At 59.1% G+C, this 16,888-nt stretch carries 15 protein-coding genes; 12 read left to right on the forward strand and 3 right to left on the reverse strand.

Annotated features, from left to right (window positions below):
* The 4 genes from gyrB to EPN96_05330 all read left to right on the forward strand — a co-directional run bounded on the left by gyrB (position 1) and on the right by EPN96_05330 (position 4,134).
* On the forward strand, positions 1–2,403 hold the full coding sequence (gene gyrB, locus EPN96_05315; GenBank protein ID TAL17498.1) for a DNA topoisomerase (ATP-hydrolyzing) subunit B: 2,403 nt from the start codon (positions 1–3) through the stop codon (positions 2,401–2,403).
* Between the two features lie 281 nt (positions 2,404–2,684).
* Positions 2,685–3,131, forward strand: a complete 447-nt coding sequence (locus tag EPN96_05320; GenBank protein TAL17499.1) for a pilin — start codon at positions 2,685–2,687, stop codon at positions 3,129–3,131.
* Positions 3,132–3,238: 107 nt separating this feature from the next.
* The gene (locus EPN96_05325) at positions 3,239–3,631 is read left to right on the forward strand and encodes a hypothetical protein (protein TAL17527.1); all 393 of its coding nucleotides are present in this window, start codon (positions 3,239–3,241) and stop codon (positions 3,629–3,631) included.
* Positions 3,632–3,693: 62 nt separating this feature from the next.
* Positions 3,694–4,134, forward strand: a complete 441-nt coding sequence (locus EPN96_05330) for a prepilin-type N-terminal cleavage/methylation domain-containing protein (GenBank protein TAL17500.1) — start codon at positions 3,694–3,696, stop codon at positions 4,132–4,134.
* Positions 4,135–4,450: 316 nt separating this feature from the next.
* Here the strand turns inward: EPN96_05330 and rdgB are convergent, their stop codons facing one another.
* The 3 genes from rdgB to EPN96_05345 are packed head-to-tail and all read right to left on the reverse strand — an operon-like array spanning position 4,451 to position 6,524.
* Positions 4,451–5,059 (reverse strand): RdgB/HAM1 family non-canonical purine NTP pyrophosphatase, encoded by a 609-nt coding sequence (gene rdgB, locus EPN96_05335; GenBank protein ID TAL17501.1) that lies wholly within the window; start codon positions 5,057–5,059, stop codon positions 4,451–4,453.
* The gene (locus EPN96_05340; protein TAL17502.1) at positions 5,060–5,776 is read right to left on the reverse strand and encodes a ribonuclease PH; all 717 of its coding nucleotides are present in this window, start codon (positions 5,774–5,776) and stop codon (positions 5,060–5,062) included. It abuts the gene before it with no gap.
* The gene (locus tag EPN96_05345) at positions 5,766–6,524 is read right to left on the reverse strand and encodes an N-acetylmuramoyl-L-alanine amidase (GenBank protein TAL17503.1); all 759 of its coding nucleotides are present in this window, start codon (positions 6,522–6,524) and stop codon (positions 5,766–5,768) included. The genes EPN96_05340 and EPN96_05345 overlap by 11 nt, the downstream gene beginning before the upstream one ends.
* A 315-nt stretch (positions 6,525–6,839) precedes the next feature.
* On the opposite strand from EPN96_05345, the gene EPN96_05350 reads away from it, so the two are divergent.
* From EPN96_05350 to gap, 8 genes are all read left to right on the forward strand, one after another.
* Positions 6,840–7,898 (forward strand): J domain-containing protein, encoded by a 1,059-nt coding sequence (locus EPN96_05350; protein ID TAL17504.1) that lies wholly within the window; start codon positions 6,840–6,842, stop codon positions 7,896–7,898.
* A gap of 194 nt (positions 7,899–8,092) precedes the next feature.
* Positions 8,093–10,501, forward strand: coding sequence for a DUF4131 domain-containing protein (locus EPN96_05355; protein ID TAL17505.1), 2,409 nt, complete (start codon positions 8,093–8,095; stop codon positions 10,499–10,501).
* A gap of 55 nt (positions 10,502–10,556) precedes the next feature.
* On the forward strand, positions 10,557–11,582 hold the full coding sequence (locus EPN96_05360; protein TAL17506.1) for a GGDEF domain-containing protein: 1,026 nt from the start codon (positions 10,557–10,559) through the stop codon (positions 11,580–11,582).
* Positions 11,583–12,866 (forward strand): histidine--tRNA ligase, encoded by a 1,284-nt coding sequence (locus EPN96_05365; GenBank protein ID TAL17507.1) that lies wholly within the window; start codon positions 11,583–11,585, stop codon positions 12,864–12,866.
* A complete protein-coding gene (locus tag EPN96_05370; protein ID TAL17508.1) occupies positions 12,863–13,234 on the forward strand; it encodes a hypothetical protein in 372 nt (123 codons plus the stop codon). The genes EPN96_05365 and EPN96_05370 overlap by 4 nt, the downstream gene beginning before the upstream one ends.
* Positions 13,235–13,311: 77 nt before the next feature.
* Complete coding sequence (aspS, locus tag EPN96_05375) at positions 13,312–15,099, forward strand: aspartate--tRNA ligase (GenBank protein ID TAL17509.1); 1,788 nt, start codon at positions 13,312–13,314, stop codon at positions 15,097–15,099.
* Positions 15,100–15,187: 88 nt separating this feature from the next.
* Positions 15,188–15,664 carry an RrF2 family transcriptional regulator gene (locus tag EPN96_05380; protein TAL17510.1) on the forward strand — a complete coding sequence of 159 codons (477 nt, stop codon included), beginning with the start codon at positions 15,188–15,190 and terminating at the stop codon, positions 15,662–15,664.
* Between the two features lie 223 nt (positions 15,665–15,887).
* On the forward strand, positions 15,888–16,886 hold the full coding sequence (gene gap / locus EPN96_05385; protein ID TAL17511.1) for a type I glyceraldehyde-3-phosphate dehydrogenase: 999 nt from the start codon (positions 15,888–15,890) through the stop codon (positions 16,884–16,886).
* The last annotated feature ends 2 nt before the right edge of the window (positions 16,887–16,888 follow it).

The following is a 16,888-nucleotide window of genomic DNA, read 5'->3' on the forward strand; positions in this document are numbered from 1 at the left end:
ATGGAAGAGACAAAAAACGGGCACAAATATACGGCGGACGAGATTCAGGTTCTCAAGGGACTCGAAGCGGTCAGAAAACGCCCCGCGATGTACATAGGCTCCACAGGGTCGTCGGGACTTCACCACCTTGTCTACGAGGTGGTGGACAACTCCATCGACGAGGCTCTGGCGGGCTATTGCGACGATATCCGCGTGATAATTCACGTGGACAACTCGATTACGGTAATAGACAACGGCAGGGGGATACCGGTAGACATACACCCGGAGACCGGCAAGCCCGCCGCCGAAGTGGTCCTGACCATGCTCCACGCCGGCGGTAAATTCGACAACAACTCCTACAAGGTATCCGGCGGCCTTCACGGCGTCGGCGTCTCCTGCGTCAACGCCCTCTCCGAGAGGCTCGACCTGGAGATATGGAGAGACGGGAAGGTCTACAAAATGAGCTTCGAGCGGGGAGACGTGGTCAAGCCCCTCGAAATGGTAGGAACGACCAAAAGGCGCGGGACCTCGGTGACCTTCGCTCCCGACCCGGAGATCTTCGAGGAGCTCGAATACTCCTTCGACGTTCTCGCGACAAGGATGAGGGAGCTTTCCTTCCTCAACAACGGCATAAAGATATCCCTCGAAGACGAGCGCAACGACAAGAGCCAGGTCTTCCAGTACGAGGGGGGCATCCGCTCCTTCGTCGAACATCTCAACCGCGTGACCGAGCCCCTCCACCCCGTCATCTACGTCATAGGCGAGAACAACGGCACCGTCTGCGAGGTGGCCCTCCAGTACAACGACTCCTACAAGGAGAGGGTTTACAGCTTCGCCAACAACATAAACACCCGCGAGGGGGGAACCCACCTGACCGGCTTTCGCGCCTCCCTCACGAGGTGCATAAACAACTACGCCAAATCCCAGAACATGCTCAAAGACCTGAAAAACCCGATAAGCGGCGAGGACATGAGGGCGGGCCTCACGGCGGTAATATCCGTCAAGCTCCCCAACCCGCAGTTCGAGGGGCAGACAAAGACGAAGCTGGGCAACTCCGACGTGCAGGGGCTCGTGCAGAACATTCTGAACGACAAGCTCTCGACCTTTTTCGAGGAGAACCCCAAGGTCGCCAGGGCGATAGTCTCCAAGTGCATCGACGAGGCCAGAGCCCGCGAGGCGGCGCGCAAGGCCAAGGACCTCGCCCGCAGAAAGAGCGCGCTCGACAGCGCGGCCCTTCCGGGAAAGCTTGCCGACTGTCAGGAAAAGGATCCGGCGCTGAGCGAACTCTACATCGTCGAGGGCGATTCCGCGGGAGGCAGCGCCAAGCAGGGGAGAGACCGCAAGAATCAGGCGATACTCCCCCTGAAGGGAAAGATATTGAACGTCGAGAAGGCGCGTCCCGAAAAGGTGCTCACCAACCTCGAAATACTGAATCTTCTCACCGCGCTCGGCACCGGCATAGCGGACGATTTCGACATAGAGAAGATCCGCTACCAGAACATAATCATCATGACCGACGCCGACGTTGACGGCAGCCACATCCGCACCCTTCTCCTCACCTTTTTTTACCGGATGATGCCGCAGGTGATCGAAAACGGCTTTTTGTACCTCGCCCAGCCGCCCCTTTACCGGATCGCCGAACGGCAGAAGGAGCGGTACCTTCAGAACGACGAGGAGATGAGCCAGTTTCTCATCGACAGGGCGATAATCGAGCGGAGGGTTCTTATAGAGAAAACCGGCAGGGTTTTCGCCGGGGCGCAGCTCAAGGAGCTCATGGCCCGCATCCAGGAGTACAAGTCCTACATGGAGAGAATAGAGAGGCGCGGCTACAACAGGCTGATAATCCGGGCTCTTGCGAACGCCGGCTTCAACAGCCCCGCCCTTCTCGAAAGCGACGAAAGTTTCGCCCCCATCTCGGACGCCCTGAAGGGCGAGGGTTTCGAGATCTCCTTTGTAGGAATAAACGAGGAGCACAGCCTCCGCCGGTACAGGGTTACGAGGCGCGACAGCGGCTACGTCAACGAGATGACGGTGAGCGACGAGCTTTTGGACCTTCCCGATTACAAGCGCCTTTTCAAGATAAACGACAAGATGGAGGACCTGAAAACCGGCCCCTTCATCGTGCTGGAAAAGGACAGGGAGACCGGCAAAAACTGCGATTCCAAGGAAGAGCTTCTGGAAGCGCTGCTGGATCAGGGGCGAAAAGCGATTACGATACAGCGCTACAAGGGCCTCGGGGAGATGAACCCCCAGCAGCTCTGGGAAACGACGATGGACCCGGAAAAGAGGGTCATGCTTCAGGTTAAATTAGACGACGCGGTTGCGGCGGAAGAAATATTTGATATTCTGATGGGTGATCAGGTGGAACCGAGAAAGGATTTCATATACAAACACGCTCTCGAAGCCGACAACATCGATATCTGATCCGTTGCATATTATAAAAACCGTGGTAAAAAGACATTCTTTGACAGTTTGTGTCATGAAGTGACAAAAATCGTCACTGTTAAAAGATATTCCCGGCCGTCCGTGTCTACAGGTTGATTGCTTTCAAATCACAAGCCCCATATGTGGTTTGTCCGGGAGCGAGGGCGATATTTTTACAACTGGCATGGCTATTGCATTTTACCCAGTCAGGTCTTTTTAAAAACGAGAAGTCAATTAACAAAAGACTTCCTCAAAAACACGCACACTTCAGGAGGTGCAACATGTTTAAGAAACTTCAGAGCAAAAAAGGCTTCACACTGATCGAGCTCATGATCGTCGTGGCAATTCTGGGCGTCCTCGCCGCCGTCGCGATCCCCCAGTACCTCGACTACATCGCGGCTTCCAAGACCCGCGCCTCGATGTCCAACTACGACACCGCCATCAAGTCCGTCAAGGGCGAATTCGCCAAGAGAACCGCCGGCAAGGGCGCTTCCGCCGACTTAGTGGCCATGCTGAACGACGCAGGCCGCAACGTGAACCCCTACGAGCCCAGCCAGGCCGCTTATCTGTCCGGCACCTCCCCCGCACTCGGCCAGGTCGGCATCGACCCCATTGACGCCAGCGCGGCCACCGGTATCGCCCAGGGCGAAACCATCACCGTCACCGGCAATTACCTCGACATGGCCGGAACGGCTCAGACCAAGACCATGATCCTCACCTACGAATAAGCTGCAAAATCATTAAGTCAAAGGGGAGGAGCCAGACGGCCCCTCCCCTTTTTTTTTGAAAGGGATCGCAGGTGAGAAAAAGAGGCGGCTTTACGCTCATCGAGCTGATGATAGTTGTCTCGATCCTCGGAGTATTATCGGCGGTGGCCATACCGCAGTATCTCTCCTACGTCGAGATATCCAAAAGAGGCGTCACGATTTCCAATTTCAGAACCGCCATAAAAGCCGTCCAGGGAGAGATATCGAAAAAGACGACCGGAAAACCGGTTGCCTCGGACATGGTCCTGACCCTCAACGATCTCCAGAGAAGAAACAAGGACCCCTACGACAGCAGTCTCGACGCCTTTACCGACTTCGGGGCTACACAATTGGGGCAGGTAGGAATATCCGTAAGGGATTTTCGGCCCCTGAACCCGGGAGATACCATCGATTTAAGCGTCTCCTACGTGGAAAACGACGGGACCGTCGCCAGCAGAACGGAGACGGTAACGGTGAGATAGACCGGCGGGAGGCGAAGAACCCCCCGCTTGCCATATTCCGGCTTTTTCGCTATTTTGTTTTTATGCGAATCGGGAGGCTTGCCATGGTTGCCAAAAGAGCGAAAAAAGGCTTTACCCTTGTCGAACTGATGATAGTCGTGGCGATATTGGGTGTGCTCGCCGCCATTGCCGTTCCCCTCTACACCGGATACGTCGAGGATGCGAGACAATCCGAGGCGACGGCCAACCTGCAGGTGATAAGAACCCTCGAAGAGCAGTATATCGCCGACGAAGGAACTTACGTTGCGGGCAGCTATACGGAGTCCTCGACCACCCTTCAGACCGCCCTTGAGGGGTTCCAGCCGGGAGCCGCCACGGGCCTGAGCTACGACTACGTGGTCACGGTGACAGCCCCGCCTAATCCAACCTTCCTTGCCAAGGCGACCCGGAAGTCCGACACCTCGAAGTGGTTTTCGATTACTGAGGCTAACGTTAAGGTCGATCAGAGCGGTACCGGCTGGTAGACGGCTTCGGCTTTTGCCGTTACTCGGCGCATCCTTTTCGTCCCCGGCTTCGTCATGTCCTCGCTCAAAGGCTCGCCGTAGCGCTGCTACTGCCTCGCCCTTTCACTGCGCGGCTCCTCGCCTGCGGGCCGCTCGCTGGTTTTCCGGGAGTTTCTTGTAACTGCGACCGCGCTCCCTGCGGGCTCCTCGCCCGGCGACAAAATCCAAAGCCGTTTGTAAAAGCTCCGTCATTCTCGCCCGGAGGGCGGGAATCCAGAAATATAAAACGCACCTTTCCTCAGTCGCGTAGGTCGGATTGAGGTACGAAAATCCGACATTATCGATTTGCTTTAAACTTACTTCGCGTTCGGAGAGATTTGGCCAGCTGATCCAGCGCTTTTCTCCGGTGGCTTATAAGGTTTTTCTCTGAAAGCTCCATATCCGCGAGGGTCTTTGTTTCTCCTTCGGGCACGAAGAGGGGGTCGTAGCCGAAGCCTCCGCTCCCTCTTTTCTCCTCCAGTATCTTCCCTTTTAGAACTCCCTCCGCATGAAGCTCCGTTCCCCCTTCGCCGATGAAGACCATGTGGCAGATGAAGGCGGCGGTTCGCTTTTCGGCCGGTACGCCCTTAAGCTCTTCGAGGAGCTTTTCGTTGTTGTCGGCGTCGGTGGCTTTTTCCCCGGCGTAGCGCGCCGAACGGACGCCGGGAAACCCTCCGAGGGAGTCCACCGAAAGCCCCGTGTCGTCGGCCAGCACCGGCAGGTGCGACAATTTGTTCAGTTCGCGCGCCTTCTTGAGGGCGTTTTCGGTGAAGGTGGCTCCGTCCTCGACGACTTCGACGCAGAGCCCCGCTTCCCGAAGGCCGACGACCTCGAAACCCAGCGGGCCGAGTATGCCTTTCACTTCCTTCAGCTTACCTGCATTGTTGGTGGCGAAGAGAAGTTTCATTTATTCACCCAGAGTCTCTTTCTGGATTTCAATCAGCCTGGCTATCCCCGCAGTGGCGAGTTCGAGAAGGTCGGCGAGGTCTTTTTTCGAGAAGGGACGGTCTTCGCCGGTGCCCTGCAGCTCGACGAACTCCCCCTCTCCCGTCATGACGACGTTGAGGTCCACGAAGGCGCTGGAATCCTCCTCGTAGCAGAGGTCGAGCACCGGCCTGCCGCCGATTATTCCGGCGCTCACCGCCGCGACCGGAGTCTTTATCGGCAGGCGGCTTATGAGGTTTTTCTGCTTCATTTTCCGCAGCGCTTCGACGAGGGCGACGTAGGAGCCGGTGACGGAGGCGACGCGGGTGCCGCCGTCGGCCTGTATCACGTCGCAGTCGATCTTTATCGTCCTCTCGCCGAGGCAATTCATGTCGATTACGCTCCGAAGGCTCCTTCCGATCAGCCTCTGTATCTCCAGAGTCCTTCCGCTCTGCTTTCCCTTTGCGGCCTCCCTTGCCGAACGGGTGAGGGTCGCCCTGGGAAGCATCCCGTACTCGGCGGTGATCCAGCCGGAGCCGGTGTTCTTCAGAAAGGAGGGAACGCCCTCCTCGATGGAGGCTGTGCAGATGACCTTCGTATTTCCCATTTCGACGAGGGCGCTTCCCTCGGCGTATTTGAGGAAGCTTTTAACTATGCGCACGGGGCGCAGCTCGTCAGCCTTCCGGCCGTCAATTCGCATTCTTTTTCTCCGTTTCCTTCGGTTTTTGAGTGAAAAAATCCTTTACCGCCGAGACTAAGGCCCTTGCGAGAGCCTGTTTACCGGCGTCTTCGGTCAAAAAATCAGCCTCCTGCGACCAGGAGATGTTTCCGAGGGTGACCAGCACCGCCGGAGAGGTTACCGCGCCCAGAAGCGGGCTGGGTATCAGGGTCTTTCCCCTGTACTCAAGTCCGAGAGACCGAAGGGAACCTTCAAGTGAATCCGCCAGCCGAAGGCTCTTTTCGTAGGCCCTGGCCTGTCCCGCTCTCCAGAACCCCGGGTCCGCGCCCTCCGCCGGAGGGGCGGAGAAGAATATCTCTAGGCCCCTTACCTCGCGAAGCTCCGAGCCGTTTACTTCTATCGATATGAATACGGCGGGCTGTACCCGGTTTGCCGCCGCCGCCCTCTCCTCGGGAGTCATCTCCTTGTCCGAGTCGCGGGTGAGGCGGGGCTCGAAACCGGCTTCGTCCAGCTTCGCCGCCAGAAAGAGGGCCAAAGAGAGGTTCACGTCCTTTTCCTTGAGAGAGTTTACCCCGTGCGCCCCCTCGTCGGCGCCGCCGTGGGCCGGGTCGAGCATGACGCGAAGGTTTCCCGTTTCCGATTTGGTGCTGGAAAAGACCGTGGCCGCCGCGTGCGCGGAGGCGGCGAAATAAAAAAGGCACAAAAGAAGAGGTGCCAGAGTGCGTAATTTCAAAATTCTCATAAGCGCTTTCACCCTTTTTATTTTCATGCGAAAATCACGGGTCCAGAGTATCCCACAGCGCCGAACGGTTCAACCCCCGTGCGCGAATGGCGGGGGAAACGTTGACAAGGGTGCAAAGGGAGTTTAGCTTCTCACCTAGGGCTTGTCCGTAAATAGGCCTTTCGTAGATCGCGCCGGATTTTGAGAGCGGTTTTGTCGCTAGACTCCGCAAAACCGCAGGCGTAGTTGTTCTACGGCGAGGTTTTGCGATTGATGAGCGGCAAAAGCGGGCCAAAAAGCCGTATGCGAGAACGAAGGTTTTATTTACGGATAAGCCCTTTATTCTAATTGAATCCCGAGAGGATGAGTATGAGCCGCAAGGACTATTATGAACTTCTGGGCGTCCAAAAGGGCGCGACCGAAGACGAGATAAAGAAAGCTTTCAGGAAACTCGCCCGCAAGCACCACCCCGACGTAAACCCCGGCAACAAGGCCAGCGAAGAGAAATTCAAGGAGGTTTCCGAGGCTTACGAGGTGCTCTCGGACAAGGAAAAGAGGGAGAAATACGACCGCTTCGGCCCCGAGGGGTTCGAGCCCGGTCAGGGAGGACCCGGAGGGGGAGGTTTTCACTGGACGGGAGGGCAGGGGCAGGGGTTCGATTTTTCCGACATCTTCGGCGATCTTTTCGGCGGCGGGGGCGGGGCCACCGCGAGGCGTTCGAGGGGGGAGGACCACGAATACGACCTCGAAATACCCTTTAGCGAGTCTATCCTCGGCGCGGAAAAGGAGATTTCGATACAGAGGAACGTCTCCTGCGGAGTTTGCGGGGGCAGCGGCTACCTCTCCACCGGAAACGGGCAGGTCTGCCCCGACTGCGGCGGCCGCGGAAGCGTGGAGATGCGCATCGGGCCTATGGTCACCCGCCAGCCCTGCCACAGGTGTAAAGGGAAGGGGCGTTTGCCCGGCCCCACCTGCAAGGAGTGCGCGGGAAGGGGCACGGTGCCGAAAAAGGAGCGTCTCCGGGTCAGGATTCCTCCGGGAGTCGAAAGCGGCTCGAAGGTGAGGGTGCCGGGCCACGGCGAGCCGGGACTTAGCGGCGGCCCCTCCGGCGACCTCTTTCTGGCGATACGGGTTCGCCCGGACGAGCGCTTCCACCGTGAAGGGGACGACATCGTCACCAGAGTGCGGATACCTCTTCCGGACGCTCTCCTCGGCGGCTTTGCGCTTGTGCCCACTCTCGGGGAGGCGGTGCGGATGAAGGTGCCGCCGGGCATTCAGAACGGCCAGAGACTCCGCATAAAGGACAAGGGCGTCCCCGGCAGGGGCCACCTCTACGCCGAGGTCTTCGTGGAGATACCAAAAAAACTTTCGCCGGAGACAATCGAGGCGCTTGAAAAGATTCGGGATCAGCTGAAAGGTTGAAGTTTCTCTGGAAATCCGGCTAACAGTTTTTTTTAAGAGGGTGGTCAGAAAAACGTCGCGAGAAGCCCCGGATTCAAGGAGACGCGGAGTGATGGGGCGAGGCGGTAGCAGCGCTACGGCGAGCCCCTGAGCGAGCACGCGACGACGAAGCCGGGGCTCGCAGCAGTTTTCCAAGCCTGGGGGGGCTTAAAAGGATGCTACAGACGGGGGGAATACTGGCGCTGGCCTCCGGCGTCTACTGGAGCCAGAGCGTGTTTTATGCTTCGCTCATGGCGTTTCTGGCCCTTTGCGCGGTTTTGGGCGCGGCCGCCCCCTCGCGTCATAAAATTCTCGCCTCTCTTTCCCTCCTCCTGCTCTTTGCCGCCGGTTTCCTCTCGCTGAACCGGCCCCCGCCCTCGACTCTTCCCTTTTACGAGGAAAAGAGATTCTACGGGACCGTCGCGAAGGACCCCCGCGCGGTGACCGGCGGAGTCAGCGTAGAAATAGACCTTCGCGGCTTCGCCGGGCCGGAGCCGTCCGGGGAATGGTCTCCTCTTTCGGGCAGGATTCTGCTGAACCTGCGGGGTGAACCGGCGAAACCGCCCTCTCCCGGCGAGGCGGTTTTTTTCAGGTCTGCGCTGAAACCTCCGGAGGGGTTTAGAAACCCCGGCTCCGAGTGGCGGCCCTTTTATTTCCGGCGCGCCGGTATCGTCGCCAGAGCTTCCGCCGGGTATCCGGGAGAGGTCTTTTTCGCCTCGCCCAAGGAGGAGGGAGCGGCCCTCGGAGCGAGAAGGGTTCTTGGCGACGCAATCGGCGAAACATTGCCCGGAGAGGAGGGGGCGGTCCTTCGCGCCCTTACCCTGGGCGACTGGTCGAGGGTCTCGCCGGGAGTCCTTGCCGAGTTTAGAAAATGCGGGACCACTCATCTCCTTTCGGTCTCCGGTTTTCACCTCGGCATTGTGGCGCTGGGCGCGATGGCGCTGGCGACTTTCCTGTGGTCGCGCACTTTCGCTCTGGCCCTTCGTTTTCCCGCTCCCCTCGCGGCGAAACTTCTGGTCTTCCCACTCCTCATAGCCTATACCCTCCTCACCGGCTCACAGGTAGCCACCCTTCGCTCCCTCGTCATGGTGCTTATCGTCCTTGCGGGGAACCTTATCTGCCGCAGGGTCTCCCCCTTCGTCTCCATCGCATCGGCGGTGCTTTTTCTGGGACTTTGCGACCCCTCCATCCTCTTCGACCCCGGCCTTCATCTCTCTGTCGCCGCCCTCGCCGGTCTCTTCTGGCTCGCCCCGGCGCTACGCGAAGTTCTTGGGAGGGAGAAAGAAGAGGACGGGGTTGAAAAGCTCCTGCCGAAGAGCCGGGCAAGGAAGCTTTGGGATTTCGTCTACGGCAAAGGCAGGGATATTTTCATCCTGAGCGCTTCCGCGACTCTTGCCACCATGCCCCTAAGCGCTTATTACTTCGGGGGGGCGAGCTGGATGGGACTTCTTGCGAACCCCGCCGGAGTGCCGATTGCGGGTGCGCTCGCTTTGCCGCTTGGAATTCTCGGGGCCTTCGTTTTTCCGCTGTGGGAGGGGGGCGCAAGACTGGCTTGGGAGGGCGCGGGGGCTTCGATCTCCCTCCTTTTGTGGATTCAGGGGAGGCTCGCGCCGTTAGCGTCGGAGATAACCGGGCCTTTCACAACCTTTTTGCCGGTCGCGGGGGCGTGGCTCCTCCTTTTTTCCTTCGTCCTCTTCAGGAAGGAGAGGAGCAGCGCTCGAAAGAGGCTGGCGGTTGCCGGTCTCGGCGCGCTCCTGCTGGCCGGGCCGCCGCTCGCCAAGGCCCTGGAAGAACGCTTCGACCAAAGCGGGCATATCTGGATGATCGAAGCGGGCCATGGGGAGTCGGTGATCCTCAGACTGCCGCGCAAGGGGTTTAGGCCGCCCCTGTGGATTGTCGCGGACGGAGGGGGTTTCCCCGCCTCTACCTTTGACGTGGGCGAAAACATAGTCCTTCCCGCCCTCCGGACGCTGGGCTGCGAAAGACCCGAAATCGTCATGTCGACCCATCCCCACCCGGATCACGTTCTGGGCCTCACGGCTGTAATCAGGGAGGGAAAGCCAAAATACCTCTGGCTTCCGGCTTCCTTTTACGGGGATTTCCGCTACCAGCCCGCCCTTGCGGCGGCGAAGGAGGCGAATACCGAAGTCGTCTGGATTGGCCCGGGGGGGTACGACCGGGAGGACGCGGGAGTGTCGCTTGCCGTTTATCCGGCCAAGGGGCCCGAGGAAAACGACAGGTCGATCGCCCTCGTGGCGCGCTTTGGGGGCGCGGCGGTCCTCATACCGGGAGACGTTGAAAAGGAGGGGCAAAATTCCCTTCTTGAGCAGGGTCTCTCGGGTCACTTCGCTTTCGCGGCCGCTCCCCACCACGGCTCGGCGAACGCCGTCAATGAAAGGTTTTTCTCGAACGTGGAGGTGGATTTTTACCTTGTAGCGGCTGGAAAGGGGGAGTCTTTGCCCTCGAAGAAGTTTTGCGAAACCGTGGACAAACTCGGCAGGGCGTATCTGATTACCGGAAAGGAGGGGGCGCTGCACGGGGTTTTCGGCCCTTCCCCGCCCAGAATTGTTGAAGGCGCGCGTTGACACAAACCCGGCTGCGTATGTTACTCTCTGATACTTAACTTAAAAGCGGTGGTGGATGAAAAAGAAACCCGGACTTCCCGACAAAAGAAAGCTCTTCCTCTACGAGCTGACCGACGCGCTCTTCACTCTGGAGCACCCGAAGACCGTCGGCGAAAAGGGGCTTGAAGCCCTTGCGGAAGCGCTCTGCGCGAAGGCCGGGGTCTGCATTCTGAAAACCTCGCTCACCCAGTCCTTTGAGCTTATCGCGAAGATCGGCCCTTTCCCCGAGGAGGAGGACGCCCTCCTCTGGCAGGAGTTCTGCGAAAGGCCGGAGCTTTTGAAGGTCGATTCGCCGAAGTTCATCGGGAAGGACCGGTTTCCGGCCTATTTCGGAGAGGCTATCCCGCCGGACTTTAACACGGCGCTTATCATCCCGCTCCAAAACGGCGGGGAGCTTTACGGTTTTTACATCGTGCTGGACATCTCTTCCTGCGCGGAGGGAGAAGACCTGCTCCATCACGACGCGAATTTCATGGTCGCCAGAATCTTTGCCTGTTACCGCGCCGCGATACGTTTTCAGGAAGCCCTCGGCCTCGCCTACGTCGATTCCCTGACAAATCTCTACAATGCCCGCTACCTCCCGATGATTATGGAAAGGAGGCTTTTGGAGGCGAAAAAGAGCCGCAAGCCGATGAGCTTTCTCTTTCTGGACATGGACAACTTCCGGGAGGTCAACACCCGGTTCGGCCATCAGGCCGGAGGCAAGGCCCTCGTCGAGGTCGGCTGGATTCTGGAGCGGTTCGTCCGGGCCAACGACACCGTCATCCGCTACGGCGGAGACGAATTCACGGTAGTGCTTCCCACCGCTTCCCATCAGTCGGCCAGGGAGATAGCCGAAAGGATAAGGTGCGCGATAAAGGAGCACGTTTTTCTGCGCCGCGACGGGCGAAGGGTTAATCTCACGGTGAGCATCGGCGTCGCGACTTACCCCGACGACGCCAAGACGGCGGAAGAGCTTTTGCACCTGGCCGATCAGGCGATGTACCGGGGCAAGGAAACCACCAAGGACGCGGTATATTCAGCCGCCGGGCATATGAAATAGATGAACATCAAGAGACTCAAGGGCTTTCGGGACGTGCTTCCCGGAGAAACGGAACTCTGGCGGCGCGTGGAGGAAGAGGCGAAGAGGGTTTTTGGCCTCTACGGCTTTTGCGAGATACGCCTCCCCCTGCTGGAGGAGACCAGCCTCTTTTCGCGCACCATCGGGGAGACCACCGACATCGTCGAGAAGGAGATGTACACCTTCACCGATACCGGCGGCAACACCGTCACCCTCCGGCCTGAGGGCACCGCCTCCGTGGTGAGGGCGTACGTGGAAAACGGTTTCGCCAGATCCGCGCCGAAGGCCAGATGGTTTTACTCGGGGCCGATGTTCCGCAGGGAGCGCCCCCAGAAGGGGAGGTTCCGCCAGTTTCACCAGATCGGGGCGGAGTGCTTCGGCTGGGCCGAGCCCGGAGCGGACGGGGAGGTCCTTTCGATGCTCTGGGATTTCGCCGCGGCAATCGGCATCTCCGGGAGGGTCTCTCTGGAACTGAACTCCCTCGGCTGCCCGGACGACAGGAGCGCCTACGTCGCGGAGCTGAAAAAATATCTCGCCAAAAAGGCGGGGTGTCTCTGCGAAAACTGCGTAAAGCGCGCGGAGAAGAACCCGCTGCGGGTAATAGACTGCAAGAGCGAGGGGTGCCGCGAGGCAACGCTTAACGCCCCTGAAATTTCCGGGTGGCTCTGCAAAGAATGTTCTGACCACTTTTCTTCGGTCTGTGGCATATTGGACAAAGAAAAGATACCCTACAGGGTCAACGGCCGGATGGTGCGCGGGCTCGATTACTACAACCGCACCACCTTCGAGCTGGTCACCGGCGAGCTTGGGGCTCAAAACGCCGTTGCCGCCGGAGGCCGCTACGACGGACTCGTCGAGACCCTTGGCGGGCCCGCCGTGCCGGCCCTCGGCTTCGCCCTGGGGGTCGAGCGGATCGTTCTGATGCTTGGTCAGGATAGCCGGTGCGCGGACAAACCTTCGGTTTACTGCGTTCATCGCGGCCCGGAAGGCGCTGGGGCGGCCTTTTCGTTCAGGCGCTCTCTCGTCAACAGCGGGATAGCGGCCGGGATGGATTACGAGGCGAGAAGTTTCAAGGCCCAGATGCGTTCGGCGGACGGGAGCGGGGCAAGGTTCGTGGCTATCTTCGGCGAAAGCGAAACGGCTTCGGGAACTGTCGCCCTGAAGGACCTTTCGACGGGAACGCAGGAAACGCTTGCGCCGGAGCAGGCGATTCAATTAATACACAACACTTTGATGGTTGATTTTCAGGAGAGAAGCAAAACATGAAGAATGTAAAGGGTGCCCTGCTGATTTGCACCGCAATCGTTTTCTCATTCGCGGGAACGGCATTTTCCGGGACCTGCATCGAGAGTGGATGCCACAGTGACAAGGTGAACTACAAGTACCTTCACGGCCCCATCGCCACGGAAGAAGCCGGAGGAAAGGGGTGTGTATCCTGCCATGTTCCCAAGGGCGCCGCGTGTTCCGCTTCGGAGGGAGGCGTCTTCGAGCTCGTTGCTTCCAAAGACGGCCTGTGCTTTTACTGCCATGAAAAGGACACCGGCACCGAGCACTCGGCGCGCACGACGGGTTGCCTCTACTGCCATTCCCCCCATGGCTCCAATACAGATCCGAAGCTTGTTCGGAAAAAGTAATATCCCTCTTTAAAAAGGCAGGGGGGCCCCCCACCGGCGGCCCCTCTTTTAGTTTATTACGCTGAAAGGAATTTTTTATGGAAGGCTGGAAGAGAACACACCACCTGGGCGCGCTTCGCAAGTCCGACGCCGGCAAAACGGTCACCCTGATGGGATGGGTGCACAGAAGGCGCGACCATGGAGGGCTTGTATTCCTGGACCTTCGCGACCGCGAGGGAATCACGCAGGTGGTGCTTTACCCCGACCTTTCCGGCGAATCCCACGATCTCGCCCATCAGGTTAGAAGCGAATACGTCGTGGCCATCGAGGGCGTCGTCGTCGAGCGGCCCGCTGAAACCGCCAACAAGGATCTTCCCACCGGGGATATCGAGGTCCGGGCGAAGAGGCTGGCGATTCTCAACAGGGCAAAGACCCCTCCCTTCCAGATCGCCGACGAAAAAACCGACGTGGGCGAGGACCTTCGCCTCAAGTACCGCTATCTCGACCTTCGCAGACCCGAGCTTCAGAACAACCTTCGCATGCGCCACAAGGTCACCAGCGCCGCCCGCCGCTTCCTGGAGGCCGAAGGGTTCTGGGACGTGGAGACCCCGGTGCTTACCAAGTCCACTCCCGAGGGGGCGCGCGACTTTCTGGTGCCGAGCCGCCTTTCGCAGACCAATTTCTACGCCCTTCCCCAGTCCCCCCAGCTCTTCAAGCAGCTTTTGATGGTCGCCGGGGTAGACCGCTATTACCAGATAGTCAAATGCTTCCGCGACGAAGACCTTCGCGCCGACAGGCAGCCGGAGTTCACCCAGATCGACCTTGAGATGAGCTTTGTCGATCAGGACGACGTGATGGAGCTCATGGAGAAGATGGTAAAGGTAATCTGGAAAGAGGCGGTAGACATAGCCGTTGAGGGCAAGTTTCCCCGCCTCGGCTACGCGGACGCCCTTTCGCGCTACGGCTGCGACGCGCCCGACATCCGCTTCGGGCTGGAGCTGGCCGAGATTACCGAAGTGGTCGCCGACAGCGATTTCAAGGTCTTCGCGCAGGTGGCCGCTTCCGGCGGAGCCGTGAAGGGGCTTAACGCGAAGGGGGCCGGAGAGGCCCTCACCCGAAAAGAGATCGACGATCTCGCCGGTTTCGTGGCTCCCTTCGGCGCGAAGGGGCTCGCCTGGATACGCATACAGCCCGACGGGCAGTGGCAGTCGCCTATAGCCAAGTTCCTCGGCGACAAGGCGCGCGAGGGCATCGTAAAGGCCTTCTCGCCGGTCCCCGGCGACATAATGTTTTTCGTCGCCGACAAGAGGGAGGTCGCCAACCTTTCCCTCGCCCGCCTTCGCGTCCATCTCGGCCGCAGGCTCGGCCTCATAGACGACTCGGTTCTCGGCTTTTGCTGGATTACGGATTTCCCCCTCGTCGAATGGAACGAGGAGGACAAGCGCTACTACGCCCTCCACCACCCCTTCACCAGCCCCCGGCTCGACGAGGCGCACCTCATGGAGAGCGAGCCCCTCAAGGTGCGCGCCAAGGCCTACGATCTGGTCCTCAACGGCACCGAGGTCGGCGGCGGCTCCATCCGCATCCACGACCGCGACATCCAGAACGCCCTCTTCAAGGTTCTGGGCATCGGCGAGGAAGAGGCGATGGAAAAATTCGGCTTTCTGCTGGAAGGGCTCTCCTACGGCGCGCCGCCCCACGGCGGCATCGCCTTCGGCCTCGACCGGCTCTGCATGTTCCTTTGCAAGGCGGATTCGATTCGCGACGTCATCGCCTTCCCGAAGACGCAGAAAGGCACCTGCCTCATGACCGACGCCCCCTCGGCGGTCGACGATAAACAACTGCGGGAACTGGGAATACGGCTTCGGGCTACAGCACAGGCGTGAGGAATTAAATTCGGGGTTTGTTGACACGTTTGACGTTGAATGATATTTTTCGAGGAGTCTTACGGTCTTCCACAGCCACGGAGAGAAAATGAAGCTCACTACGAAAAGCCGCTACGGCGTACGAGCGATGTTCGACATTGCCTACAATGCGGGAGGGCTTCCGGCGCAGATAAAGGATATCTCCGAAAGGCAGCGGATAAGCCCCCGCTATCTGGAGCAGATATTCCAGAAGCTAAAGAAGGTCGGCATTCTCGGCAGCAAGAGGGGCCCCAAGGGCGGCTACTACCTCAAGAAAGCTCCCTCCGAGATCACCCTCTACGAGATAATAACCGCTACGGAAGGCCCAATAGAACTCGTCTTCTGCGTCGGGACGGACGAGGAGGGAGTTTCCTGCGGGGCTGTCTGCGAGATGAAGGGCGAGTGCGTGGCCAGCGAGCTCTGGAAGGACATAGGCGACAAGATCGCCGACATCTTCAAGGAGACCACCATTCAGACCCTTTGCGACAGGGCCGAGCAGTTGGGGATTGAGAGGAAGCTGGACGCGAGGTTCATGTACTTCATCTGAAAACCGCTGCGAGCCCCGGCTTCCTATTTCGGCTATGCCTGCCCCCGGAAGCCTCTAGCGGACTCCTTGCCCTCCACCGAAATAGTTTGCCGGAGAGAAGAAAATCTTTCACGGCTCGGGCAAGGACAGGTACTTGCGACCGGCGCTTGACTGACTATGATTTAGGCTGCGCCCCGGCATGAACTCCGGGGCGCGGTTTTTTGAATTCCACAGGGAGTAGTGAATGAGCATCCGCGTTGCAATTAACGGCTTCGGAAGGATCGGCCGCACGTTATTTCGCCTCTTGCTCGAAAATCCCGAGGTGGAAGTCGTAGCCATAAACGACCTCCATGAGGAGCGGATTCTGGCCCACCTTTTCCGCTTCGACTCGGTCCACGGCCCCTGGAGCGGCAAGGTTGAATACGGCCCAGGCTGGATGAAGGTCAACCAGCATAAAGTCCCGATGATCCGCCAGCCCCATCCCGAAGGATTGCCGTGGGCAAAGCACTCCGTGGACCTCGTCATTGAATCGACCGGGGTCTTCGCGCACCGCAAGGATGCGCGCGGCCACCTTCTCGCCGGAGCGAAGAAAGTCCTGATAACCGCCTATTGCGACGACGCCGACGTAACCGTCGTCCTCGGGGTGAATCAGGAGCTTTACGACCCCGGCAAGCACGCGATCATCAGCGCCGCCTCCTGCACCACCAACTGCCTCGCCCCCGTCGTAAAAGTACTCAACGAGACCTTTGGGGTGGAAAAAGGGCTCGTCACGACGGTTCACTCCTACACCAACGATCAGAAACTCCTCGACAGCGCCCATCAGGACCTCAGAAGGGCGCGCGCCGCGGCTCTTTCCATAATCCCCACCACAACGGGGGCCGCCCGTGCCGTGGAAAAGGTGCTGCCGGAGCTTGCGGGCAAGCTCGACGGGGTTTCGGTGCGAGTGCCCACCGCCGACATCTCTCTGGCCGACATCACCCTCCTGATGAAGCGTGAGGTTTCGGCCAAAGAGGTTAACGAGGCCCTCCATGCGGCGGCCCATACAAGACTTTCCGGCATTCTGGGTTACAGCGAAGACCCTCTGGTATCGATGGATTATCGCGGATGCCCCTTCTCGGCGGTCGTGGACGCCCTTCAAACCCGCGTCGTCGATGGCAATCTTATCAAGGTGTCGGCGTGGTACGACAACGAGACCGGGTACGCCAACCGGCTTTCGGAGCTTACCGGCCTGATTTTCATTTGAAA

This window comes from bacterium (assembly GCA_004322275.1).
Lineage (GTDB): Bacteria > Desulfobacterota > Deferrisomatia > Deferrisomatales > BM512 > SCTA01.